This is a genomic window from Streptomyces sp. NPDC091972 (assembly GCF_044756385.1).
Classification (GTDB): Bacteria; Actinomycetota; Actinomycetes; order Streptomycetales; family Streptomycetaceae; genus Streptomyces.
This window is the reverse complement of sequence record NZ_JBIVSV010000024.1, coordinates 1-21750: the sequence shown is the minus strand read 5'-3', so window position 1 is coordinate 21750 and position 21750 is coordinate 1. Positions and strand designations below refer to the sequence as shown.

Below are 21750 nucleotides of genomic sequence, written 5' to 3'. Positions count from 1 at the left end.
CTGCCCGGGAAAAGCGCTCGCTGTGCAGGCGGTTGACCGGTGGCCGGGTTCTTTCATCTCCTCCCACTCATAGAAGTGGTCGGCGGGCAGTAGCGGCATCCCGGCGGCAGAGTGATCTTCCGCCCAAACAACCAAAAGATCATTTACAGGTGTCCGCGCAGACTGACAGGCCCGGCCACTCGCCTCCACCTGCGCGCCCTCGGAGACAGAGGGTTCACCCCGGTCCTGAAACGCCGGAGTCGACTGCAAGGCGTGGGAGGAGTCCGGCGAAGGGGTCGCGTGGCTCGCATCGATTGCGGCCGAGCCATGCGCCCTGGCGCATCGTGACCCACTCGACCGAGGCGCGCGGTAAGCCAAGCGGGTCACGATGGAGGCAACAGCATTCCTGTTTCGCTCAGTTGAGGACCCACAGTCCTCCCTCACCAGCACGGGAGTCCTGCCTATTGCGCCCCGGCTCGCGCCAGGTCCGCCTCGCGACCGGTTGCGGGTCCGAAAGGGCGCCATCGACGTTGCTCAGGCAGGGAGTTCGGTGATGCTGAGGGCGAAGTCCAAGTTGCCCACCCCGTGGTTGGCGAGGCCCACCGTGAGCACGCCTGCCCCTTCCAGCCAGTGCGCCATTCTCAGGCTACCGACGTCCAGCGGGCGCATTCCGAGACTCCTGATGAACGCCTCCACGCTTGCCTTCGCCTGCGCACTGTCGCCGGCGATGAAGACGTCGGGCCGCCCCCTCTCCAGGACATGGCGGAAGACGGTGTTGAACGCCTTCACCACGCCGGCACTGGCCGGGGCCGCCTTGGCGACCTCCTGCGCGTTCGAGGTCTCCTCGCGGTGGGCGAGCCCGTCGAACGTCGAGTTGAAGGGATTGCTGATGTCGACTACGACCTTGCCCGCGAGAGCGTCCCCGTACTGGGCCACGGCCGGCACGACCCCGCTGTACAAGAGGGCCATGATGACGATGTCGCCGGCCGGGGCGGTGCTCCATTCTCCGGTCGTGGCACCGTCGCCGAGAGCCTTGGCCAGGTCAGCGGCCTTTACCTGATCGCGGCCCATGACCTCGACGGTGTTGCCGCCCGCCAGTGCCCGCGTGCCGATGGTGCGGGCCATGTTGCCGGTACCGATGATGCTGATGTTGCTCATGGGTTGTCCTGCCCTGGGGGTGGGTTGTTCGGTTCAGATGGCGGTGGTGCCGCCGTCTGCGACCAGTTCCATGCCGTTGACGTAGCTGGAGTCGTCGGAGGCGAGGAAGAGGGCTGCGGTGGCGATTTCGTCGGGTCGGCCCATCTGGCCGCGGGGGATGAGGGACTCGAACTGTCGCTTGGTGGCTTCGTCGAAGAGTTCTTCCTGCTTGGCGGTGGCGACCTGGCCGGGGGTGAGGACGTTGACGCGGATGCGGCGGTCCTTGAGCTCGTTGAGCCAGATGCGAGCCCAGGCCTGCTGGACGGCCTTGCTGCCGGCGTACACGCTCCATCCGGGGAAGGCGCCGAGGGAGGCGTTGGAGCCGGTCATGAGGATGGAGCCACCGTCGTTGAAGAGCGGAAGGGCCTTTTGGACGGTGAACAGGGTGCCGCGGGCATTCAGCCCGAACCAGGTGTCGAACTGCGCCTCGGTGATCTCGCCGAGCAAGGCGGGCTCGCCGCCGCCGGCGCTGGCCCACAGCACGTCGATGCTGCCCTTCTCCCGCTTGACGGTGTCATAGAGGCGGTCCAGGTCGTCCAGGTCGGCGGCGTCACCCTGGACGCCGGTGATGTTGCGGCCGATCTGCCTCACGGCCTCGTCCAGGGCGTCCTGGCGGCGGCCCGTGATGAAGACGTGCGCTCCTTCGTCGACGAACAGCTTCGCGCCGGCCAGTGCCATGCCGGTGGTGCCGCCGGTGATGACCGCTACCTTGCCGTCGAGCTTTCCCATAAGTCGCTTCCTTGGGTCGGTGGTGCCGTGCGCACCTGGAACGACAGTGTTATGTACACCGCCTTGTGTACGTAAACGTACGGGGCGGGCGGCCGGGAGGCAAGCTATGTACACCGGTCGTTACCCAACCGAGGTAGCATGGAGCCATGACGGAGTTGGAGAAGGGCCCCACGGGCCGCCGCCGCGGCCGGGGCGCCCGCGAGCGCATCCTCAGCGCGTCCCAGCAGTTGTTCCGCGAGCAGGGCATCAACCGCACCGGCATGGACCAGCTCTGCGCGGCGGCCGAGGTGTCCAAGCGAACGGCCTACCAGCACTTCACCGGCAAGGATGAACTCGTCGCCGAGTACCTGCGCCGGTTCGACCCCTCCGTTCTGTCCGGCGTGTTCGACCGCACCGACCTCACGCCCCGCGAACGGCTTCTCGCCGCCTTCGACGTCCCCCCCACCACTCCCCTGTGCCCCTACATCGGTGCCGCCGTCGAGCTCCACGACCCCCAGCACCCCGCATCCCAGTACGCACGCGAGTACAAGAAAGCCGTCGCCGCACGGCTCGCCGACACCGCCCGAGAAGCCGGCGCCGCCGACCCTGAGCAACTCGGCGAACAGCTCGCGCTGCTCCTCGACGGCGCCGCTGCCCGCACTCGGGTCCTCAACGCCGACGCCTTCCCCACCGCCGCCGCCATCGCCACCGTCCTCATCGACAACGCCGTCCCCGCCCCAGCTGGCGATGACCGGCGACGGGAGGAAGCGTCAAGCTGACGTGGCACTACACGGCCAGGCTGGACGCGCTGCCGGTCGCGCGGCCGCACCCGCTGATATGCGACACCATCTGCCCGGCACTAGCAGTGCTTCGTTACGTCGGGTGATCTTGCCTGGTAGTGGGAATTTTGCTCGGTATGAGGTTGGGGAGGTGGAACCACTCCGGGGTGAATTATCGAAGTTCGTTGCCGATGTGTTCGCGTTGATGCCGCGGCGGTGGTGGGTGGCGCGTTACCTGTGGGGTTTGCTGTGGGCGCTAGGTCAATGCGGGGGCCAGGTCGTAGCGGCTGACGGCAACGTATGTTTCCGGCGTCGCCGCTTCGAGGAGACTCTCGTCGCCCTCCAAGTCGAGTTCCGGCTCCTGGGAACGACGAAGAAGGTCGCTCCAGTCCCTCGCTGCACCTCGCTCGTAGGCGTCGCGGAGCAGAGCGCGCATTCGTGGGCGGGCTTCCTCTTGCTGTTCGCGGAAGGTGCGCCGCTGGGTGAGTAGCTGTTCTTCCAGGGCTTCGTCGCTGAGTTCCAGGTCGGCGGGCGGCTGGTCCTCGGCGCGCAGCCCCGGGGTGCGCCGGGCGATGGCGAGGTCTTCCTCGTGGAGGCGCTCACAGGCGGCGAACAGCTTCCGGGACATGCCGAGGTGGACCTCCGTGCCGGGAATACGGCAGCTCAGGAAGTCGTCGAGGCCCATGGAACGGATTCCGGCACGCAGGGTGCGCTGGTCCAAGCGCGGAGCTTGCCCGCGCCGTCGATGTTCAGCAGGGGGCGCCAGGAGGTCGGGGCCGTTCCGACGGGCGTGTCCTGGAAGCCCAGCAGCACGGCCGACGGGGTGGCGGTACGGAACCACATTTCGGCGGACATGTCCGTGGCACCTGCGAAGATCGAGCCGGGGATCTGAACGGTGGCACCACCGGTGAGCTTGACGGCACGGTTGTCGCCCGCGCCGAACACACCGCTCTGGTCAAGCTTTGAGGCGTTGCCCGCGTCAGGCCGGAAGGTGGCGGTGAGGCCGCTGCCGCCGATCTCGCTGGCCAGCGCGGTGCCCTGGGCCTCGCCGAGCCGCCAGTAGCCGGCGGGCGCATCGGCAACGACACCTTCCAGAGACTGCCGTTTTCATCGGTGTGCTGCGACAGGCGCCCGTTCACCGGGTCGTATCCGGCGGTGGCGTGAACACGGCCGGACGGCAGGATGACCTTGGTGATCTGTCCGATCGCGGTGCGCGAGACGTAGTGCTCCGTGATGGTCGCCGGGTCCAGGGTGTGGTCGAAGAAGGCGACTTCGTCCATCTGCCCGGTGAAGCGGTACTCGCCTTCGGCCAGGCCCCACCAGCCTGAGCTCCCGTAACCGGCGCCCAGGTAGGCGTAGTCACGGGACTGTTCGGTCACAACGCCGTTCAGGGAGCCGACCTTCGACCCGTCCAGGTAGAGGGTCTGGGTGTTTGCCGCGGCGGTGAGCACTGCGTGATGCCAGGAGCCGTCAGTCACCACCTGGGAGGACACGATGGGCGTGGCGCCTCCGGCGGTGTAGAACTCGCCGCGCAGTTTGCCCGCGCCGTCGATGTTCAGCACCGGCCGCCAGGAGGTGGGCTTCTCGCCCAGCTCGGCGTTCTGGAAACCGACCAGGACACCCGAGGGCGTGCTGGTCTGGAACCACAGCTCGATCGTCGGGGACGCGCCGCCGTCTTGAGGGTGTCCGTGGACAGCTCAACCACCGAGTCCGTGCCATCGAAGCCGACCGCCGTGTCAGTGCTACCAGCGATCGCCGCGTCAGCACCGAGCAGGAGTGTCGCGGTGAACGGCGTCGTTCAGGCCGGTGCGCGAGACCGCTTCGCTGGCAGCCGCCGAGCCCTCGCTCTCGCCCAGCCGCCGTAGGAGGTGGGCGCCGAGTCGAGTACGCCGCTGCGGTAGACCGAGCCGTCGGCGTACGCGTACACGGTGCACTTGGTGGCCGAAGCTGGCGGGCAGACGGAGATGAGGCGGTCGCCGGAGTAGGCGTACTTCCAGGTCAGGCCGGGCGTGTTGGCGTTCACCGCGCTGGTGGTCACGGTGGCGACGTGCCTGCCGGACCAGGTGAAGGACAAGGAGCGGCCCGACATCACATCGGTGACCTTGCGCAGTTCGCCGCCGTCCTCGGACTCGTGGGTGAGTTGCTGGACGCGGCCCGCGCTGTCCTTGATCGGCGCTGAAGGCGGCCAGGCGTTCGCGGCTGCGCAGCAGGTCGGCGAGGTAGGACTGCAGGTCGGGTAGATGGGAGACGTCGGTGCGGAAATGGCCGCAGCCCACGCAGCGGAAACGGACGGGGCAGTCGTGGCCGCCGGCGGCGACGTTGGACGGCTCGGCGCACAAACCGTAGGGATCGGCGACCTCGCCGACTGCCCGGCGTGCGTGCTCGGAGTTCAGGACGAGCTGGGCCTGGCGCCGCACCGGCGGCCGCGCCGGTCGAACTGCATGGCCATGACCCGCTCGACTGCCTCCCACCTTCGTTGCTGACCCACTAATGGTGACGTCGGGTATTGGAACTGCCGGAATGCCTCTGGGGCGAGGGTCCTCTGAAGTGGATCGAGCCCGCTGGCGGGCGAGCCGTGGTAGGCAGGGTTGGTGATCAGCCGACTTCCTCTCGACGAGCAACTTGAGTCCCTGCGCGCGGTGCTGTCGCGCAACGATGTGCTGACGGAGGTGCTGGCTCGGACTGCGACGTTGGATCTGCCTGGGTGGTATGTGACGGCAGGGTGCTTGTTCCAGACCGTGTGGAACGTAGTCACGGACAGGCCGCCGATCAGCGGCATCAGGCTCCACGGTCTCCTTCAGCGGCTCAACCCGCCACCCCGCGTCGGTCACCTTCGGGTCGTCGTGGTCGTGAGATTCCGTCCGCCCATACGGCAATGCTGACGAAGTTGCAGGCCAGTGCGGTCAGCACGTGCGAACACGGGTCTTGTTCAGGCCACGGTAGCGTGAGCGGCGCGGTCCGCAGCGCCGCATGTTCCGGGAGAGGTTGCCTTCGATGCTGGTCCGGGCCGCGCCAGGAGTGAGACATAGGTTTCGTCTCCGGCACTGGCACGCCGACGGCCTGGACCTGGTCGACGACACCCATCGGAGACGATCGAGGACTGGTACAACAGCCCGGGCCCCGGAGCTCCTCACCAACACCGACAAGATTCAGCGCCGTGAACTGGCGCCGCGGGCCACCGTCCCCCTCGAACAACTCAACTACGTTAAGGATGCGGCTATCTCGAACACTGCCTCGGCTGCCTGGACAACCGCGCGCTACTAGCCCTGGCCTAGCACACCCGCATCCCGAAACAGGAAGATTACCACCCCGTGAGCGAACGACACCTGACCCCCGGAGGCCGTGGCTTCCTCATGGTCAACGCCCACCCGCAAGGCGCCGCCGCCACCGTCGACCGGCTCTGGCAGCAACTCCCGCAGCAGGACGCCACCGAGGGCAAGCGTCCGGTCGTGGTGGTCGTCGGCTTCAGCGCTGGCTACGGCTTGGCCGCGACACTCGCTGCAGCCCGCCGCGGCGCGGTCGGCGTCGGCGTCGCCTACGAGGCCACCGAACGGCCGCGCCGCACCGCCTCCGCCGGCTGGTACCGCGCCGCCCGCACCGCCGAACTCACCAACGGCTGGACCTTCCTCAACACCGACGCCTTTGCCGACACCGCCAAGGCCGACGTCGTCAAGGAACTGACGCAGCGCCACGGCAAGGTCGACCACTTGATCTACAGCATCGCCGCCCCACGCCGCACCGACCCAGCCACCGGCCAGGTCCACCACTCCGTCATCCAGCCCCTCGGCCAGGCCTACACCGCCAAGACCTTGGAGTTCACCGACAACGTCCCCGCCATCGGCAGCTCCACCCTGCAACCCGCCACCGACGCCGAACACGAGGCCACCGTCAAGGTCATGGGCGGCGAGGACTGGCACCTCTGGATCGACGCCCTAGCCCAGGCCGATCTCCTCGCCGACGGCTTCACCACCACCGCGCTCACCTACGTCGGCTCCGACCTGACTGCCGCCATCTACCGTAACGGCACCATCGGTGCCGCCAAGGAACACCTCGAAGCCACTGCCCACCACCTTGGGACTCAACTCGCCGACCGCGGCGGGCGCGCCTTCACCGCCGTCGCCGGAGCCGCCGTCACACAGGCCTCCACCGCCATCCCCAGTATTGCCCTCTACACCAGCCTGCTCCACTACGTCCTCGGCGACCACGGCTTCCACACCACTGCCCAGCAGATGCACGCTCTGTGGCTTCAACTCGACGCGAACGACCCCTCCTCCTTGACGACACCGGCCGCATTCGCCTCGATGGCTGGGAACTCGACACCACCGTACAGAGCCGGGTCCGCACCCTGTGGGACCAGATCACCACCGACAACGTCACCGATTACGCCGACACTGACTGGTTCCGCAGACAAGTCGGCCAGCTCTACGGCTGGAGCGTCCCTGGCATCGACTACGACACCCCCAGCCAGACCACCGTCCCCTGGCCCTCACCGACCGCATAGCGTTACGGAGCACCTCTGCCACCAGCGCGGATGACCCAGCGTGACCTGAACGACGTCATCGGCGCCTTCGCAGAGGCCGCCGAGCGCATCGGCTTCGACGGTGTCGAATTGCACGGCGCCCACGGCTGCCTCCTCGACCAGTTCCTGCGGGCAGGGACGAACCGCCGTACCGACGCCTACGGCGGCGACCCCGTGTCCCGTACGAAGTTCGCGGGCCGAGATCGTGACCGCGGTGCGCGAGAACGTCCAGCCCGACTTTCCGGTGATCTTTCGCTACTCGCAGTGGAAGCAGGGAGCTTACACCGCGAGGCTCGCCGAGATCCCGGAGGAGCTGGAGGCGATCCTGGCCCCGCTCGCTGCGGCCGGCGTCGATGCCTTCCACGCCTCCACCCGCCGCTACTGGCTACCGGAGTTCGAGGGCTCGGACTTGAACCTGGCTGGCTGGACCACCAAGAAGCTAACCGGCAGGCCCACCATCACCGTCCGCTCGGTCGGGCTCGACGGCGACTTCATCCGCGCGTTCGCCGGCGAGGGGGCCCCGGTCCGGGGCATCGACAACCTCCTCGACCGTCTTGAAGGCGACGAGTTCGACCTAGTCTCCGTCGGCCGCGCCCTGCTCCAGGACCCGGAGTGGGCAGCGAAGGTCCTGGGGGGCCGGTTCGAGGAACTGAAGCCGTACGACGCGGCGGCGCTGAAAGGGCTGAGCTAACGAGTTGGTGCGTGATAGCGGGTGAGGCGTCGTTCCTAGCCGGTGGCATGATCCGGGTGTGGCGATCACGATCAATCGGGTGGTGCTGGCGCATCAACCGCTCACGGGGCTCTCTCGGCGTCATCTCGCCTTTCTGGTCGAGGAGTTGGCGGTGCCGTGGCAGGCCGGCGTCGAGGGCCGCTGTCATGCTGCGCGAGTTGGTGCCAGGAAGCGGGTCGCAGGTGCTGGCGCCCGTCACCAGTTGGTGTTCGTCGACCGGCTGGTGGCCACGCTGATCCATATGCGGCACGACCTGCCGCACTCGGTGCTGGGCTGCTGTTCGGTGTTGACCGTTCCACCGTCACCCGGGCGATCGGAGAGGTGCGCACGCTCCTGGCGGAGCGGGGGTGCGCGGTTCCCCGACCGTCCCGGCCTGCGGCTTCGGACTCCGACGGATGTGTTTGCCTACGCCCAGGCCGAAGGCGTCGAGCTGCGTTTGGATGCCACCGAAATCCAGGTCCGCGGGCCACCGGCCAGCCGCGGCGGACGCCGTGCCTTCGTCTCGGGCAAGAAGTAGCAGAACACGATGAAGGCCACCGTGATCGCCGACGATCAAGGCCGCACGTTATGGACCGATGCCCTGCGACCTGGGCGTATGCACGACGCCACGGCCGCCCGCAACGAGTGCATCGCCGTCTGCTTCCGGCACTTCCCCGACGTCGAGGTCCTCTTGGACGACGGCTACCTGGGCTTGAGCCGCGACCACCGTGGTCAAGCGATCACACCGCCCAGAAAACCGCGGCCGGGAGCACTGCCCGGCAGAGTCGAACAGTGGGAACGCGACCGACACCGGCACTCGTCCGACCGCATCACCGTCGAACACGCCCTTGCCGATCACAAACGCTGGAAGCAACTGACCCGCTGGACACACCGGCGAGATGTTTTGCCCGACAACTACCGCGCCATCGCCAGCCTCGTCTCCGACCGCACCGCCAACGTCTGAAAACCGGCCACGGCCAGGCCGAACACACCTCACCCGCTATCGCGCACCAACTCGTTACTGGTCCACGACGGGACTCGGTGGCGGCAGTGGGCTTCTTACCTTCTGAGGTAAGCCCGGTTGCCGATCGGTCAACCTCAGCCACGCCGCGTCTTGGCGTGTGCGAGCCTGGGGAAGTCCGTCCGGTCTCGTAGGACGCGGTGGGTGAGGGCAGTAAGTGTGCATCGGGCTTCGCCGACCCTAGCCCGATGCACACGTGTGTTGGTCGGTCGTTTCAGCCGACGGGGTCACCGACCAGAGGATGACGTGCAGCGAAAGAACGCGCGTCAGCAGGGGTGTCATGGTGGCCGGGGCGGGAGTCGAACTCCAGTCCTATCAGCCCGTCGTACGCGACATCTCGCAGAGCCGCCACGACGCGGGCGAAATCCAGATCTCCTGTCCCTGGGCACGAGCGACCGGGGGTGTCGGCGAACTGAACGTGGCGGAGGGACTTGGCGTATCGCTCTATCGCCTGAACTGGGTCCTGTCCCATCCGGGCAATGTGGTAGACGTCGAGAAGCAACCCGGTGTTGTGGGTACCCCTCTGGTGTGTGCGGTGCACAATGTCGGCTGCCATACCCAGGTCGGTCAGTAGGTATCCGGGGTTGTCCAGCGGGTTGAGGGCCTCCACGAGGACAGTTATGCCATGGCTGTGAGCCTGGCGGGCTGCGAAGAGCAGGTTGTCGAAGGCTGTCTGATGCTGTTCGTCCTCGGACATGTCGGGCAGGCGATTGCCGTAGGGGAGGTTGAGTAGGTGACAGCCGACCTCGGAAGCAAATTGCACCGCTGCCAGGATGCTCGACTGGCAGGCCCGCTGCCGACGAGGATCGCTGAGGATGCCCCGCTCGCCTGACGCGTAGTCGCCCGCGTCGATGTTCATGCAGACGAGCCGCGTTCCAGCGTTCGTCAGCGCTGTACGCAGTTCCTCGGTCTGTGATGGGGAAGGATGCTCCGTGGGGAACGGCCACCAGGTTTCCACCAGTGAGAAGCCGGCAGCCGCGGCGGCGACTATGCGCGGTGCCAGCGGCTGCCCCCGCAAGGGGGGCAGCGAAATGTTCAGCGCGTAGCGGTCGCCTGCGGCGGTGGTCACAGTCCTTCCCCGGCCAGCGTTCGACGCAGCGCTTCGGCGAGGAGCGTGGTGTGGTCACCTGGCTGCGCATCCCCGTGCATCCAGGCCACATGGCCGTCCGGGCGTACGAGGACTGCTCCGCCTGGCGAGATGCCGTAGAGCCGATCGAATTCGGCCGGGTCCACATCGCATGCGGCGCTGGGCACTCGCAGTGCATGGAGGGGCAGGTGCAGGTGGGTGCCGATGCTTGCGGCGGCTTCCTGCCAGGGGTCTCCGACCAGCCCGTAGAGCAGGGTGAAGCGGCCGTCGAGGAGATCGAGGAGGGAGCGCTCGCCTGGGGAGCCCAGCCACAGGTGCGGTGCGCGTCTGCCCACGGCGGCGCTGAACGGGTTCGCTTCGTCTACGGTCTCCGTGCCGCCGGCCAGGGCGCCCTCGGTGTAGCGGAAGGCAAGGTCCCGTTCGATGGCGGCGAGGTGGGCGCGCTGGCGCTCGATGGGGTCACCGGCGGGTGCCTTGGTGATGATGCGCTCCCAGACAGCATCGAACCGCTGGGCGTTTTCCTTGCTCCATTGAGCGTTCGACTGCGCGACGGGGCGGCGTTCGCTCTCGTAGGTGTCCAGCAGTTCCCGTGGAGCCACGCCCTTGAGGACCAGGGCGATCTTCCAGACCAGGTTGTGCGCGTCCTGGACCCCGGTGTTGAGGCCGAAGCCGCCGGTGGGCGGGAAGACATGGGCTGCGTCTCCGGCGAGGAAGACGGAGCCGGCTCGATAGCGCGCGGCCACGCGGGCCTCTACTGCATAGGTGGCGGCACTCATGATCTCGGCGCGGCAAGGTCGACCGACGGCGGCTTCGATGAGGCCCTGGGCCTGGGTCTCGGTGAGCAGGCCCGGGTGTCCGCTGTCCTTGCTGCGCATCCGGAAGGTAAGCCAGCGTGTGTGGCCGTCCACTGGAGCCACGGTGACGAATCCACCGTCCTCTGCGGCCGTCAGGAATTGGATGGCGCTACGGTCGCCCATGACGTCGGAGATGTCGCCGTGCCAGTAGACGCTCTGCCAGTAACCGACGGTTTCCCCTTCCATGGGGATGTCGAGCGCGGCTCGGAGGGGGCTGGCTGCGCCGTCGCAGGCGATGACGTACTGCGCAGTGACAGCGTGCTGGTCCCCGCCGTTGGTGGGCTCTAGGAGGGCACGGACCTGGTTGCCTTCCTGGGTGAGGCTGTGGACCGTGGTGCCGAAGTGAGCTTCGACGCCGGGAGCGGCGGCGACCCGCTCTCGCAGGATGCGTTCCAGGGAGTCCTGCGGGATGCGGCAGGAGCCGACCGGTCCCAGGGTGGTGTCTTCCGGGCCTGGCGGTGTGCGACCGAATTCTTCGCCACTCAGTGAGTCGCAGTAGACGAAGCCGTGCTTTGGGGTGTGGGTGGCCTGGGCTCGGATCTCCTTCTCCAGGCCGAAGAAGCGGAACAGTTCCATGCCCCGGTCGCGGACGCCCCGGGCTTTGGGGTGGGCGAAAGGCTGGGGGAATTTCTCGACCAACATGCATGGGATGCCGTGTTGGGAGGCGAGCAGAGCGGCGCTGAGGCCGACGGGGCCGCCTCCGACGATCAGAAGTTGGGTGTCACTCACTGTGCAGCTCCGGTCGCGTCGGCGATCGGGGTCTCCATGACGCCCAGACCGGTGATTTCCATACGGACCACGTCGCCCTCGAAGAGGAAGGTGGGCGGGTTCTGGAAGGCTCCGCAGCCGGTGGTGGTGCCGGTGTAGATGATGTCACCGGGCGAGAGTTCCAGCACGTTGCTGAAGTCGGAGATGAGGCCCGGGATGTCGACGATCATCTCGGAGCTCCAGCCGTCCTGGCGCAGCTCGCCGTTGACCCAGCAGCGCAGCTGCAGGTTGTGGGGGTCGGGGATCTCGTCCTTGGTCACCAGCCAGGGCCCGAAGGGCGCGCCGGTGGGAATGCCCTTGGCACGGGTGATCTGGGAGTACAGGGGGCTCAGCTCGATGTCCTTGAAGGCCATGTCGCGTGCAGTGACATCGTTGCCGATCATGTAGCCGGCGACGTGGTCGTAGGCGTTTTCGCGGGTGATGCGATGTCCGCCCCGTCCGATGACGACTGCGATCTCTGTCTCGTAGTCGAGCTGTTCGGTCTCCCGAGGGCGTACCAGGGCGTCGTTCGGGCCGATCACCGTGTTGGAGGGCTTGAAGATCAGCAAGGGCTCGGAGGGGGAAGGAGCGTTCTTCTTCCCGGAAGCCTCATCGACGTGGGACTGGTAGTTGCCGCCCGCGACGATGATTTTCTCGGGCTTCGGGACGGGCGGTCCCAGACGGACGGATCCGAGTGCGACGGTCTCGCGGGGGTCCTTCGCCGCTTCCTCGATGATCGGCTGAAGGTAGGGGAGGAAAGCGAGGATGGCGTTGGTGTCCAGCGTGGGCAGGCCTGCCCGTGCGAGGACCGGAGGCAGGGGCAGGATGGTCTGTTCGTCGCCCAGCAGGACGCCGGGCTGCTCGCTGCGGGGAGGTCCGAAACTGACAATCTTCACGGCTCTTCTCCTCTGGTCAGTGGTCGGTGGGTCGGGTGGCCACAGGCGGCTCGGCCGTGGCGGTCAGGAAGTCGAAGTCGCAGCCTTCGGGTGCCTGGGTGATGTGGCGGCGGTAGAGGGCGGCGTAGCCGCGTCGGGGGGCGGGTGCTGCAGTCGCGGGAGTGCGGCGGCGTAGTTCTTCGGCGTCGACGTCGAGATCCAGGCGGCCCTCGACGGCGTCGAGAACGATGGGGTCGCCGTTCCGGACGAGGGCGAGGGGGCCGCCCTCTGCTGATTCAGGTGCGACGTGCAGTACGACGGTTCCGGTGGCAGTGCCGCTCATGCGCGCGTCGGAGACGCGCACCATGTCGGTGACTCCTTGGTGCAGCAGTGCTCTGGGAATGGGAAGCTGTCCCACTTCGGGCATACCGGGTCCGCCTACGGGTCCGGCTCCTCGCAGGACCAGGACAGAGTCCTTGGTGATGCCTAGGGCGGGGTCGTCGATGCGGGCGTTGAGGTCGGCGACTCCGTCGAAGACGACGGCGGGTCCTCGGTGCTGCCAGAGGCGGGGGTCGGCTGCGGAGCGTTTGAGGACTGCTCCGGCCGGGGCGAGGCTGCCATGGAGCATGGCCAGTCCTCCGGCGGCAAAGACAGGGTCCGCTGCGGATCGAAGCGCGGGATGCTTCTGAGATGTCACTGAGCCGAGCACCTGGGACCACGTCTGCCCTGTGCCGGCCAGGGCGTCGGTATGGAGCATCGGCTGCAGTTCGTTCAGGACGGCGGGGAGTCCGCCAGCCTCATGGAGGTCCTCGAGAAGGTGCGGTCCGGAGGGGCGCACCTGGGCCAGGACGGGAGTTGACTGGCTCAGCTCTGCCATGACGTGCAGACCCAGTCGGTGGCCGATCCTGCCGGCGATGGCCTCCAGGTGGATGACCGCGTTGGTGGAGCCGCTGACGGCGCACAGCATGCGGAAGGCGTTCTCCAGGGCTGCGGGGGTGACGAAATCCGTGGGGGTCTGTCCGCTGCGGGTCAGTTCTACGGCTCGTCGACCGGTGTCCTCGGCGAGGGCGGCTCGGGCGCCACTGGTCGCGGGCAGAAGGCTGGAGCCGGGCAAGGACATGCCGAGCGTTTCGGCGATCATGGCCATGGTGACGGCGGTGCCCAGAACGTTGCAGGTTCCTACGCCGGGCACGAGGCTGCCTTCGATGGCCTGCCATTCGTCGTCGTCGAGTTCGCCGGCGCGACGGCGGTCGGAGAGGGTCCACAGATCGTCGATGGTGAGGGCCTCACCGTGCAGGCGGCCGGTGGCGCGGGGGCCTGCAGTGACCATGATGGCGGGTTTGCCTGCGCTGATCGCCCCCATGAGCTGAGCTGGGACGGTCTTGTCGCATCCGCCGAGCAGCACCACCCCGTCGATGGGCGAGGCGGCGATCATCTCCTCGACGTCGATGGCCATGAGGTTGCGCAAATAGAGGGTGCTGGGACGAATGAAGGGCTCGGCCAGGGAGATAGTCGGGAATTCCAGTGGGAAGCCCCCGGCGGCGATGACGCCCTGCTTTACGGACTGGGCGAGGTCGCGCAGGCCCGCGTTGCAAGGATTCAGTTCGCTGTAGGAGTTGCAGATGCCGATGACCGGTCGGCGGCGCAGCGCTGCGGAGCTGTGTCCGGCTCCGCGCATGAAGGCTCGGTGGATGAAGCCGTCCCGGTCAGAAGAGGAAAACACATCCCCGTTGCCTTGTTTGGTGTCGTTTTGCGACATCAGTACGCCTCCGCCGGTGAAGATGGTGTGGGTGCGAGGGGCTCGTGGTCATAGATCCGCGCGAGCTGCGCAATGTCCTGGGCGCCGGCACCGGCGGCTGTCAGCAGGGCAAAGGCGTCGCGTGCCGCGGGGAAGACCCGCAGTGACAGGTCGTGGGCCGAGGCGAGGTCGGCGACGGCGTCTTGGACCGCAGCGAGGCCGCCGATGGTCGCCCCGGAGGGGGTCGCGTCGGGTGTCAGGGCTGCTGGCAGGCAGTAATCCAGCATGGCACTTGCCGCCCATCCCGACATCAGCACGGTCTTGGCGACGTCGGCGGGAATGTGCAGGCGCTCGATCATGGTCGCTGCTTCGGCAGCTGCGGCGACATGCACGGTGACGAGCAACTGATTGACGAGCTTGAGCTCCAGTCCCCGGCCGATGGGGCCGACGTGAACGACGTCACGGCAGTAAGTCGCCAGCAGGTCTCGTGCGGCCGCTATGTGCTCTCTCCCGCCGCCCGCCATGCACGTCAGCTGCCCTGTGACAGCGGCCTGGGGACCTCCGGTGACGGGCGCATCGATGAGGTTCGCGCCGCGGCTGGCCAAACGGTCGGCGATCTCGCGGGCCACGCGGGGCGCGATCGTGGCGTGCTCGATTACCAGCTGTCCGCTGCGGACCGCCTGGATGATGCCGCGCTCCCCCAGATAGATTTCACGAGCCGCCTTCTCATCCAGGAGGCAGCCGACGATCACATCGCTTCCCTCCGCGAGCTGGGCTGGACTGTCGGCGAGCTCTGCTCCGGCCTCTAGAAGCGCCGCCACCTTCGCCGGCGTTCGGGCGTAGACAATCAGCGAGTGGCCGGCGTCCTGAAGTCGCCTGGCCATCGGCAGCCCCATGACCCCGGCTCCGACGAAGCCAACCCTGGGCATCAGGCTCACAACCACTCCTTCGCTGGGGTCGCAGGGCAGGTCGCGACTGAATCGTGCGATGTGGCGCGGGCCACGGATGCGCCTTCTGGCATGCCACGAAGATCTTAGAGTATTAATGAGATGTCAATAGTGTCTTACAGATATATTTCTGTTGGCATGTTTGACCGGCTCTGCCCTGCCACAGAGCGGCGCGGCATGGACTCGTCTACGAGTGGGTCCATGCCGCGTCTTGGGTCATCGACGCACGTCGACGAATGCTTCCACCATCGCAGTGGCCACTTCGGACAGGTGATCCGCCATAAGAGCACGCGCACCGTCAGCATCACGGCGGTGTACGGCCTCGACGATGTCACGATGAGCCGACAGCTCAATCCGAGATGTGATGTGCGGTTCGACCCGGGGCATGAGGTGGTGCAGGCGGCGGACTTCGTCCAGTTGCCGACCGAGTACCGTCATCACTCGCCGATTGCCCGCCAACACGGCAAGTTCAAGGTGGAAGTGACGGGCCGCCTGCAGTGACGGCCCCACGCCCACGCCTGCATCCGCCTGGTCTGAACACAGCGCAACCAGCCGCTCCAGAGCGGCCTCCGAGGCTTGCGCGGCCGCCCTCGCTGCCAGGTCAGGCTCGATCATGTGCCGGATCTCGAAGATCTCGCGGATGTCGTCCAGATGGACCGGTCGCACCAGGTATCCCTTGCGGGGGATGACCGCCACCCATTCATCCTGCACGAGCAGGCGCAGCGCCTCCCGCACAGGCGTTTTGGAGACTCCGTAGCGTTGCGCCAGTTCCGCTTCGATCAGCGCGTCACCGGGGCCGCACCGCACCTCAAGGATGTCTTCCTTGAGCTGCTCGTAGACCTGGTCCGTGAGTGAGAGCGGCCGCGTGGCGAGGCTCGCGTGCGGATGAACCGCCTTGATGATCTCTCGAGGTCGTTCCGTCATACACCCACAATAAAGATATTGGAAAAATACCACTGCAAGACTTACGGGATCCTACGGTAACCCGCACCGGTTGCCGCTCTGGCGCGTCCGCCCTACGGTCGAAGCGGACGATCACCCCACACCCCCTCCCCCTCCCCCTCCCGCCGTTCAAGGAGCCAGCCACCATGCGGTTTGACATCCGTCCGGTCGGAAGTGAAACTGAATTCAGTTTCACTCATGGAGGTAGCAGTGACGGAGATGACGGCCAAGGGAAGGCGCTCCGCCCAGGACCTGAAGGCCGCAGCCCTGCGGGTGATCGCCCGCCAGGGCTACCTGGCGACAAAGATCACCGACATCACCGCAGAGGCAGGCAAATCGGCCGGCGTGTTCTACCGGTACTTCGCGGACAAGGACGACCTGATGCGCTCGGTCGCGGAGGACTTCGCCACCGCCCTGCACGATCGCGTCAGCACAGAACTCGGGCACCGTCACAAGCTGCACGACGAACGCCACATCGAGCAGCACGTGCGCGCCTACTGGGACATCTACCGGACCTTCCAAGGTCAGATGATCGGCATTTACCAGGCGTCGCTGATGAGTACCGAGTTCTCTGAACATTGGAAGCATCTGCAAGAGCGCCATGTAGCCACCTGGTCAGCCCACATGGCCGAAGCCCGGCATCTGACAGCGGCCGACGAGGACTGCACCCGCACCGCCCACGCCCTGGTCTGCATGCTTGAGCACTACTGCCGCACTACCGTGCCGACTCTCGAAGCAGGCGACGACGAGGTGCACATCAAGACCCTCACCCGTCTCGCCGCGCACGGAATCTTGCACACCGACGCTTCCCACGAGTGAACCCAACCACCTGTCGAGTACCACCCCTGAGAGGACTCCATGGAGTTCACCCCACTCACCCATCTGATCGAAACCCAGTCGATACCCACCTCGGGAGCCCGGGCCGTGGAGCCGTTCGAAGTGGACGGCATGCGCCTGCTGGCGATTCCGCAACTGGCCTACGACATTCCCGGAAGCCAGATCGACATGAACGGCGGAGACAGCGACACCGACCTGCTGCTCCTGCGCCGCGGAGACAAGGAGTACGAGCCCTTCCAGCGCATCCCCGCGCCCGGCGGCGAGGACGCGGAGTTCTTCCGCATCGGCGAACGCGCCTTCCTCGCCGTCGCGAGCATCAGGCGCGGCAAGGGGCCCTACGAGTACGCCACCGACTCCCACGTTCTGGAGTGGAACGGCGAGACGTTCCTCCCCTTCCAGGCCTTCCAAGGATTCGCGGCCAAGCAGTGGAAGCACTTCTCCATTGGCGAGCAGCACTTCCTTGCCCTGGCCCAGGGCGTCGTCGTGCCCGGCCATGAGGAGGACAACCGGCCCTCGCAGATTTACCACTGGGACGGCGAACGTTTCACTCACCTGCAGGACGTCGACTCCAAGTGGGGCTACAACTGGCACGCTTTCGACCTCGACGGCCATCATTTCCTGGCCTACGCCGACCACGTGCGGCCGTCGGTGTTGTACCGCTGGAACGGCGAACGATTCGAACCGCACCAAGATCTTGCCGACCGCCACGGTCGCGCCTTCGCCCACTTCAGCATCGAGGGCACGACCTACCTGCTCGTTGCCCGGCTCCAGAGCCAGTCGCAGGTGCTGCGATGGAACGGCGAGAGGTTCGTCGTCCACCAGACCCTGCCCGGCCCTGGTGCTCGCGAGTTCGCGGTGGCCCACGGCAAGGACGGCACCGTATACGTCGTGCGCGTCAACTTCGTCCTGGGGACGCCCGCCGACCCCACCACGGCACTCAACTCCGCCATCTATCAGTGGCAGGACGATCGGCTCACCCTCGTCGAGACCTTCGCCACCACTGGTGCCACGGACGTGGCAACCATCCCCGACGGCCAAGAGCTCCTGCTTGCCGTGTCCAACAGCCTCACCGCGGACATCCGCTTCGCCAGCTGCACCGTGCTGTACCGCTTCACCCGCTGACCAGCCCCCACTGCCCAGGATCGGAAGTCGCCACCATGGCACCTGCCTATGAAAGCCCCGAACTCGTCGAGCTGTTCACCACCTACACAGCCGGCCCCACCAGCATTGGTTCCCGTCTGACCACCACGGCCGCCGAACACCTCGCCGATGCCCCGCTCATCGTCGCCACCAGCGCCGACTTCGCTCTCTATCCCGGCAAGGGCCAGATGCCGTCGGTTGAGGGCTTCCGCTTCTCCACCCGCGGGTTCAAGGAGCTGGCCGGCATCTCCCACCTCGGACCCGCCGTAGCCACCCTGGTCCAACTGCGTGAGAAGTACGACTCCGGCGTATGGAGGCTGGAAGCCGAACGTCTGCTGCGCGAAGTGGAACGCAGCCGGCGCGCCAACAGCACCGCCCTGTGGCGCGACACCATCGCCGTGGAGGCCTACCGAGGCCGTGAACAGGCCATCGCTGAGATGGCCGACTACGCCTTCGCCCTCACCTCCCGCTACCTGCGCGCCGGCTTGGCGGACGAAGTCCAGTTCAATTCCTCCACGCTGCGCAGCGAATTTCTGACCGTCGGCGAGGCGGAGGGCCACGGCACCATCAATCAGATGATGATCGCCACGTTCTTCCTCACCGGCATGGACATCTCCTACCGCATCCTGCGCTGGTTCCGGGCGCAGGAGATCGACTGGCAGCGGGCGATGGTGGTGATCGCAGGCAAGCAGGGACGACCCACCTCGGGCGTGACCTGGAACACTTCCAGTGTCGCCACCATGATCCTGGGTGCCTCCGGCTACAGCCTCCCCCTGGAACACCTCTTCATGGCCCCCCACGCCCCGACGTTCGCCACCCCGCAAGACGGCGACCTGTCTGAGGTCATCGCCCTGGAACAGCCCCTGCGCCGCATCTGGTCCAACACCCGCGCCACTGTCGAATTGGGCGACCTCATGTTCCCGGGCCTGCCCCGGTACGCCCCGGGCCGCCTGGACACCCCCGACGTCGACGATCTGTCCGTCAGCGAGATCAGCGAAATGCCCGTCATCCACAGCCCCGACGACTGGCGGTCCATGACCACGCGCCTGCGCATGGTCCTCGAAGACCCCCGCCAACTGCTCTCCGGTTGCGTGACCGACTATGCGGTCACCCAACTGGTTGCCGCCGACACCGACCCCACCAAGGTCACTGTTCCCGGGCTGGACGGCGTGACCTACCCCGGCATCCCGTAACCGCGACGGCGCGGCGGCCCGCGTGCCGCGTTCGCCCCCTCACATCAGGAGCACACCACCTCCATGGCCCCACTCACCTTCGACGACGCACGCTTCCTTGACGTGGAAAACGGCAAGGTCGCCTACTACGAGACCGGCAGCGGCAACCACACAATCGTGTGGGTCCACGGCCTCCCTCTGGACTCCAGGTCCTGGGAAGCCCAGCGCAAGCACTTCGACCCCCGCTACCGCAACATCTTCCTGGACCTGCGCGGATACGGCGCCTCCGACAAACTGCCTCCCAAGCCATCCGGCGGCATCACCTCGCTGTACACCGCTGACCTCGCAGCGCTCATCACCCACCTGCGTCTCGACAAGCCCACCGTGGTGGGCTTCGCCTCCGCCGGCCATGTGGCCTTGCGCTTCGCTGCCCAACATCCCGATCTACTCGGTCGCCTCGCAGTCATCAACGGCTCCCCCCGCTTTCGACGAGGCGAGGGCTGGCCATACGGGTTTGACGAGGCGGGCATCGCGCACTTCACCCATGCCGCTCGGGACAACGGCATCAAGGGCCTCACTGACGCTGTCCTGCAGCCCAAGGTCGTCTTCGCCGACGTGACTCCCGAGCGGGCCGCTGAACTCGATGCATGCTTCCGGGAGATGAGCTACAACGCCGGCGTCGAAACGCTGCTGGGATTCTTCAACGACATCTCTCTCGACGACGACAGGTCGCTCATGCCCGCGATCAAGGTCCCGACGCTGCTGATGTCCAGCACCATCGGCCAGGAAGTCCCCTCGGGAGTCTCGCTGTACCTGCGTACGAACATCGAGAAGGCCCGTCTCGCCGAACTGCCGGGCACAGATCACTTCGCTTTCGCCACACGACCCGAGCTGGTGAACTCGCTGATCGACACGTTCCTTACAGCGTAGGGAACTCATCTGTGGGGCCGCGGTTCGCACCGAACCGCGGCCTCACAGATATATCTGTAACATTCTATTGACATCTTTTAAATGTCTCGTAACTATTTATTAAAGCGCGTTGTAGCGAGATCAATAACCCGCCAACCGCCGGAAAGATCCAAAACCCCGCGAAGCCAGCCACACCCCGGCGGCCCCCCGCAGCACCGACCGGAACATCACCAGCCCGCTGCATGAAAGCCATCCATCCAAGCCAGCCAAGGGATTCCCCCTCTTCCCTTACGGCGGGAGGTACGTCAAATGAGCACCATGCAGACAACGGCGGCTGACCAGCTCGGCCACGCAAGCGCCCGACCGGACATGTTCTCGTACGAGCTCGCAAGCTCATCTGCCAGCGTGCCGACATGCCGACGCATCGTGCGCGCGGCCGCAGAGCAGTGGGCTCTATCCGCAGATACCGCATACGCCCTCATGGTCATCGTGAGCGAACTGGCCACGAACGTGTGCCTGCACAGCGGCAGTCCTGACATGCAGCTCGCACTACGCAACGGATCACAGTCGGTCGAAGTCGAAGTCGCAGATCGCGGCCAATGGAAGGCTCCCCAGAACGAGCGCCTCGCGAAAACAGCAACGAGCGGCAGGGGTCTGGACATCACGCACGCCTACGCCGAGGGATTCGCACTGCACCGCAGCCCGTCCGGCACGCGCGCCGTCGCCCGCGTGGGCAAGCAGGCGGCTGCAGCGGCGTGAACGCCGCAGGCTGACCGGAGACCGGGTGGGACCTGACCCCGCGGCGTCCGCCTCCCCCGCCCCGGTCCGTGTTGACTTGCATCAGCGGTACAACCTCGCCTCACGCAGCCGGGACGACTTGCTCGGGTCGATGACAACGGTCCCTACCAGCCTGAGTCACAGCCATCAGCTCGTGCCGGATTGGAGATCGGCATCAGAGGCCCCGTGCGCCTTCACCGCGTCGTCTGACTGCGGCAGACACGTGCTGATGGGGGCCTTTGAAACGGCTCCGTCCGCAGTTCCGTGAATAGGCGTACTGCCCAGTTGGTGGGGTGCCTTACTCTGTCAGCAGGCTCGCTAAGTGACGGATCACGGCATTGAGTTCCCAGTCTCCCGACTTCATGTTGTGCCAGCGGTCCTCGCCCTTGCGAGTACGTCCTGGCCGCGTGATGTCAGACTGCGGCCGCAGGAGTTCGAGGACTTGGACTACTTGGTCACCGTTCTGTTCGACGACTTGGCCCTCGAGGAGTATCGGAACGGAAATTAGCGGAAGCCGCTGACGTAGTACGGCGTTACCGGGCGGCCTCCGCCGTCGCCATACACGGGCCCGGGCGTTCGCCAGGCTGGAGGGCGGCGAAGTCGGCATGCGCCGCCTCGACGGCTTCGGGGTACGCCTCGCGCTTGGCGCGCTCGGCGAGCGCCCGGTAGATGCTGGCGACGGACGGGTTCTGTCCCTTGCGCACTGGTCTATCCGCTCATCCAGGGCGGCGCACATGGCTGGCCAGGCTGGTCCTGGGCCATGCTCGCCGCCGGCGGCGCGGTGCTGGCGGGCTTCGCCGCACATCAACGGCG

General features: G+C 66.6%; 20 protein-coding genes and 4 pseudogenes. 12 read left to right on the top strand and 12 right to left on the bottom strand.

Annotated elements, in window-relative coordinates; all coding sequences use genetic code 11:
• Window positions 1–513 precede the first annotated feature (513 nt).
• A complete protein-coding gene (locus tag ACIQJT_RS40625) occupies window positions 514–1137 on the bottom strand; it encodes an NADPH-dependent F420 reductase (protein ID WP_402650491.1) in 624 nt (207 codons plus the stop codon).
• Between the two features lie 33 nt (window positions 1138–1170).
• A complete protein-coding gene (locus tag ACIQJT_RS40620) occupies window positions 1171–1905 on the bottom strand; it encodes an SDR family NAD(P)-dependent oxidoreductase (RefSeq protein WP_402650490.1) in 735 nt (244 codons plus the stop codon).
• 146 nt (window positions 1906–2051) lie between these two features.
• Between ACIQJT_RS40620 and ACIQJT_RS40615 the strand changes: the two genes are divergently transcribed.
• Window positions 2052–2663: a TetR/AcrR family transcriptional regulator gene (locus ACIQJT_RS40615; RefSeq protein WP_402650489.1), complete on the top strand. Its 612-nt coding sequence runs from the start codon at window positions 2052–2054 to the stop codon at window positions 2661–2663.
• A gap of 256 nt (window positions 2664–2919) precedes the next feature.
• Here the strand turns inward: ACIQJT_RS40615 and ACIQJT_RS40610 are convergent, their stop codons facing one another.
• The 3 genes from ACIQJT_RS40610 to ACIQJT_RS40600 form a co-directional block, all read right to left on the bottom strand.
• A complete protein-coding gene (locus ACIQJT_RS40610) occupies window positions 2920–3384 on the bottom strand; it encodes a hypothetical protein (RefSeq protein WP_402650488.1) in 465 nt (154 codons plus the stop codon).
• Window positions 3385–3412: 28 nt separating this feature from the next.
• Window positions 3413–4279, bottom strand: coding sequence for a LamG domain-containing protein (locus ACIQJT_RS40605; RefSeq protein WP_402650523.1), 867 nt, complete (start codon window positions 4277–4279; stop codon window positions 3413–3415).
• 182 nt (window positions 4280–4461) lie between these two features.
• Entirely contained in the window at window positions 4462–4686 is a 225-nt protein-coding gene (locus tag ACIQJT_RS40600; RefSeq protein WP_402650487.1) for a hypothetical protein, read from the bottom strand.
• Here ACIQJT_RS40600 and ACIQJT_RS40595 point away from each other — a divergent pair.
• The 6 genes and pseudogenes from ACIQJT_RS40595 (at window position 4673) to ACIQJT_RS40570 (ending at window position 8855) form a co-directional block, all read left to right on the top strand.
• Window positions 4673–4903, top strand: coding sequence for a hypothetical protein (locus ACIQJT_RS40595; protein WP_402650486.1), 231 nt, complete (start codon window positions 4673–4675; stop codon window positions 4901–4903). The genes ACIQJT_RS40600 and ACIQJT_RS40595 overlap by 14 nt on opposite strands.
• Window positions 4904–5254: 351 nt before the next feature.
• A pseudogene (locus ACIQJT_RS40590) lies at window positions 5255–5446 on the top strand (nucleotidyltransferase family protein); the annotation flags it as partial.
• Window positions 5447–6016: 570 nt separating this feature from the next.
• A pseudogene (locus ACIQJT_RS40585) lies at window positions 6017–6850 on the top strand (enoyl-[acyl-carrier-protein] reductase FabV); the annotation flags it as partial.
• A gap of 53 nt (window positions 6851–6903) precedes the next feature.
• A complete protein-coding gene (locus ACIQJT_RS40580; RefSeq protein WP_402650522.1) occupies window positions 6904–7164 on the top strand; it encodes a hypothetical protein in 261 nt (86 codons plus the stop codon).
• 30 nt (window positions 7165–7194) lie between these two features.
• Window positions 7195–7873 (top strand): annotated as a pseudogene (locus tag ACIQJT_RS40575) (12-oxophytodienoate reductase); the annotation flags it as partial.
• A gap of 58 nt (window positions 7874–7931) precedes the next feature.
• Window positions 7932–8855, top strand: a pseudogene (locus ACIQJT_RS40570) (transposase family protein).
• Between the two features lie 271 nt (window positions 8856–9126).
• On the opposite strand, the gene ACIQJT_RS40565 reads toward ACIQJT_RS40570, so the two are convergent.
• The 6 genes from ACIQJT_RS40565 to ACIQJT_RS40540 all read right to left on the bottom strand — a co-directional run bounded on the left by ACIQJT_RS40565 (window position 9127) and on the right by ACIQJT_RS40540 (window position 16084).
• The gene (locus ACIQJT_RS40565; RefSeq protein WP_402650485.1) at window positions 9127–9981 is read right to left on the bottom strand and encodes a TIM barrel protein; all 855 of its coding nucleotides are present in this window, start codon (window positions 9979–9981) and stop codon (window positions 9127–9129) included.
• Entirely contained in the window at window positions 9978–11582 is a 1605-nt protein-coding gene (locus tag ACIQJT_RS40560; RefSeq protein WP_402650484.1) for an FAD-dependent monooxygenase, read from the bottom strand. Before ACIQJT_RS40560 ends, ACIQJT_RS40565 begins: the two co-directional genes overlap by 4 nt.
• Window positions 11579–12496 (bottom strand): fumarylacetoacetate hydrolase family protein, encoded by a 918-nt coding sequence (locus ACIQJT_RS40555; protein ID WP_402650483.1) that lies wholly within the window; start codon window positions 12494–12496, stop codon window positions 11579–11581. Before ACIQJT_RS40555 ends, ACIQJT_RS40560 begins: the two co-directional genes overlap by 4 nt.
• A gap of 16 nt (window positions 12497–12512) precedes the next feature.
• Entirely contained in the window at window positions 12513–14234 is a 1722-nt protein-coding gene (locus ACIQJT_RS40550) for a dihydroxy-acid dehydratase (protein ID WP_402650482.1), read from the bottom strand.
• Window positions 14234–15142, bottom strand: a complete 909-nt coding sequence (locus ACIQJT_RS40545; protein ID WP_402650521.1) for an NAD(P)-dependent oxidoreductase — start codon at window positions 15140–15142, stop codon at window positions 14234–14236. Before ACIQJT_RS40545 ends, ACIQJT_RS40550 begins: the two co-directional genes overlap by 1 nt.
• A gap of 234 nt (window positions 15143–15376) precedes the next feature.
• A complete protein-coding gene (locus tag ACIQJT_RS40540) occupies window positions 15377–16084 on the bottom strand; it encodes a GntR family transcriptional regulator (protein ID WP_402650480.1) in 708 nt (235 codons plus the stop codon).
• A gap of 237 nt (window positions 16085–16321) precedes the next feature.
• Between ACIQJT_RS40540 and ACIQJT_RS40535 the strand changes: the two genes are divergently transcribed.
• The 5 genes from ACIQJT_RS40535 (at window position 16322) to ACIQJT_RS40515 (ending at window position 20919) form a co-directional block, all read left to right on the top strand.
• The gene (locus ACIQJT_RS40535; RefSeq protein ID WP_402650520.1) at window positions 16322–16921 is read left to right on the top strand and encodes a TetR/AcrR family transcriptional regulator; all 600 of its coding nucleotides are present in this window, start codon (window positions 16322–16324) and stop codon (window positions 16919–16921) included.
• Between the two features lie 39 nt (window positions 16922–16960).
• The gene (locus ACIQJT_RS40530; RefSeq protein WP_402650479.1) at window positions 16961–18061 is read left to right on the top strand and encodes a hypothetical protein; all 1101 of its coding nucleotides are present in this window, start codon (window positions 16961–16963) and stop codon (window positions 18059–18061) included.
• Window positions 18062–18096: 35 nt separating this feature from the next.
• Entirely contained in the window at window positions 18097–19272 is a 1176-nt protein-coding gene (locus ACIQJT_RS40525) for a DUF5624 domain-containing protein (RefSeq protein WP_402650478.1), read from the top strand.
• Between the two features lie 63 nt (window positions 19273–19335).
• Window positions 19336–20181, top strand: a complete 846-nt coding sequence (locus ACIQJT_RS40520; RefSeq protein ID WP_402650477.1) for an alpha/beta fold hydrolase — start codon at window positions 19336–19338, stop codon at window positions 20179–20181.
• Window positions 20182–20469: 288 nt separating this feature from the next.
• The gene (locus tag ACIQJT_RS40515; RefSeq protein WP_402650476.1) at window positions 20470–20919 is read left to right on the top strand and encodes an ATP-binding protein; all 450 of its coding nucleotides are present in this window, start codon (window positions 20470–20472) and stop codon (window positions 20917–20919) included.
• Between the two features lie 551 nt (window positions 20920–21470).
• Here ACIQJT_RS40515 and ACIQJT_RS40510 read toward each other — a convergent pair.
• Window positions 21471–21641 carry a hypothetical protein gene (locus tag ACIQJT_RS40510; RefSeq protein WP_402650475.1) on the bottom strand — a complete coding sequence of 57 codons (171 nt, stop codon included), beginning with the start codon at window positions 21639–21641 and terminating at the stop codon, window positions 21471–21473.
• Window positions 21642–21750 lie beyond the last annotated feature (109 nt).

What these genes read in the sequence shown, in the direction of transcription:
- ACIQJT_RS40620 (WP_402650490.1), bottom strand. Translation starts at nt 1,905, where the DNA reads ATGGGAAAGCTCGACGGCAAGGTAGCGGTCATCACCGGCGGCACCACC.
- ACIQJT_RS40540 (WP_402650480.1), bottom strand. Translation starts at nt 16,084, where the DNA reads ATGACGGAACGACCTCGAGAGATCATCAAGGCGGTTCATCCGCACGCG.
- ACIQJT_RS40520 (WP_402650477.1), top strand. Translation starts at nt 19,336, where the DNA reads ATGGCCCCACTCACCTTCGACGACGCACGCTTCCTTGACGTGGAAAAC.
- ACIQJT_RS40545 (WP_402650521.1), bottom strand. Translation starts at nt 15,142, where the DNA reads ATGCCCAGGGTTGGCTTCGTCGGAGCCGGGGTCATGGGGCTGCCGATG.
- ACIQJT_RS40515 (WP_402650476.1), top strand. Translation starts at nt 20,470, where the DNA reads ATGAGCACCATGCAGACAACGGCGGCTGACCAGCTCGGCCACGCAAGC.
- ACIQJT_RS40535 (WP_402650520.1), top strand. Translation starts at nt 16,322, where the DNA reads ATGACGGCCAAGGGAAGGCGCTCCGCCCAGGACCTGAAGGCCGCAGCC.
- ACIQJT_RS40615 (WP_402650489.1), top strand. Translation starts at nt 2,052, where the DNA reads ATGACGGAGTTGGAGAAGGGCCCCACGGGCCGCCGCCGCGGCCGGGGC.
- ACIQJT_RS40550 (WP_402650482.1), bottom strand. Translation starts at nt 14,234, where the DNA reads ATGTCGCAAAACGACACCAAACAAGGCAACGGGGATGTGTTTTCCTCT.
- ACIQJT_RS40525 (WP_402650478.1), top strand. Translation starts at nt 18,097, where the DNA reads ATGGCACCTGCCTATGAAAGCCCCGAACTCGTCGAGCTGTTCACCACC.
- ACIQJT_RS40530 (WP_402650479.1), top strand. Translation starts at nt 16,961, where the DNA reads ATGGAGTTCACCCCACTCACCCATCTGATCGAAACCCAGTCGATACCC.
- ACIQJT_RS40625 (WP_402650491.1), bottom strand. Translation starts at nt 1,137, where the DNA reads ATGAGCAACATCAGCATCATCGGTACCGGCAACATGGCCCGCACCATC.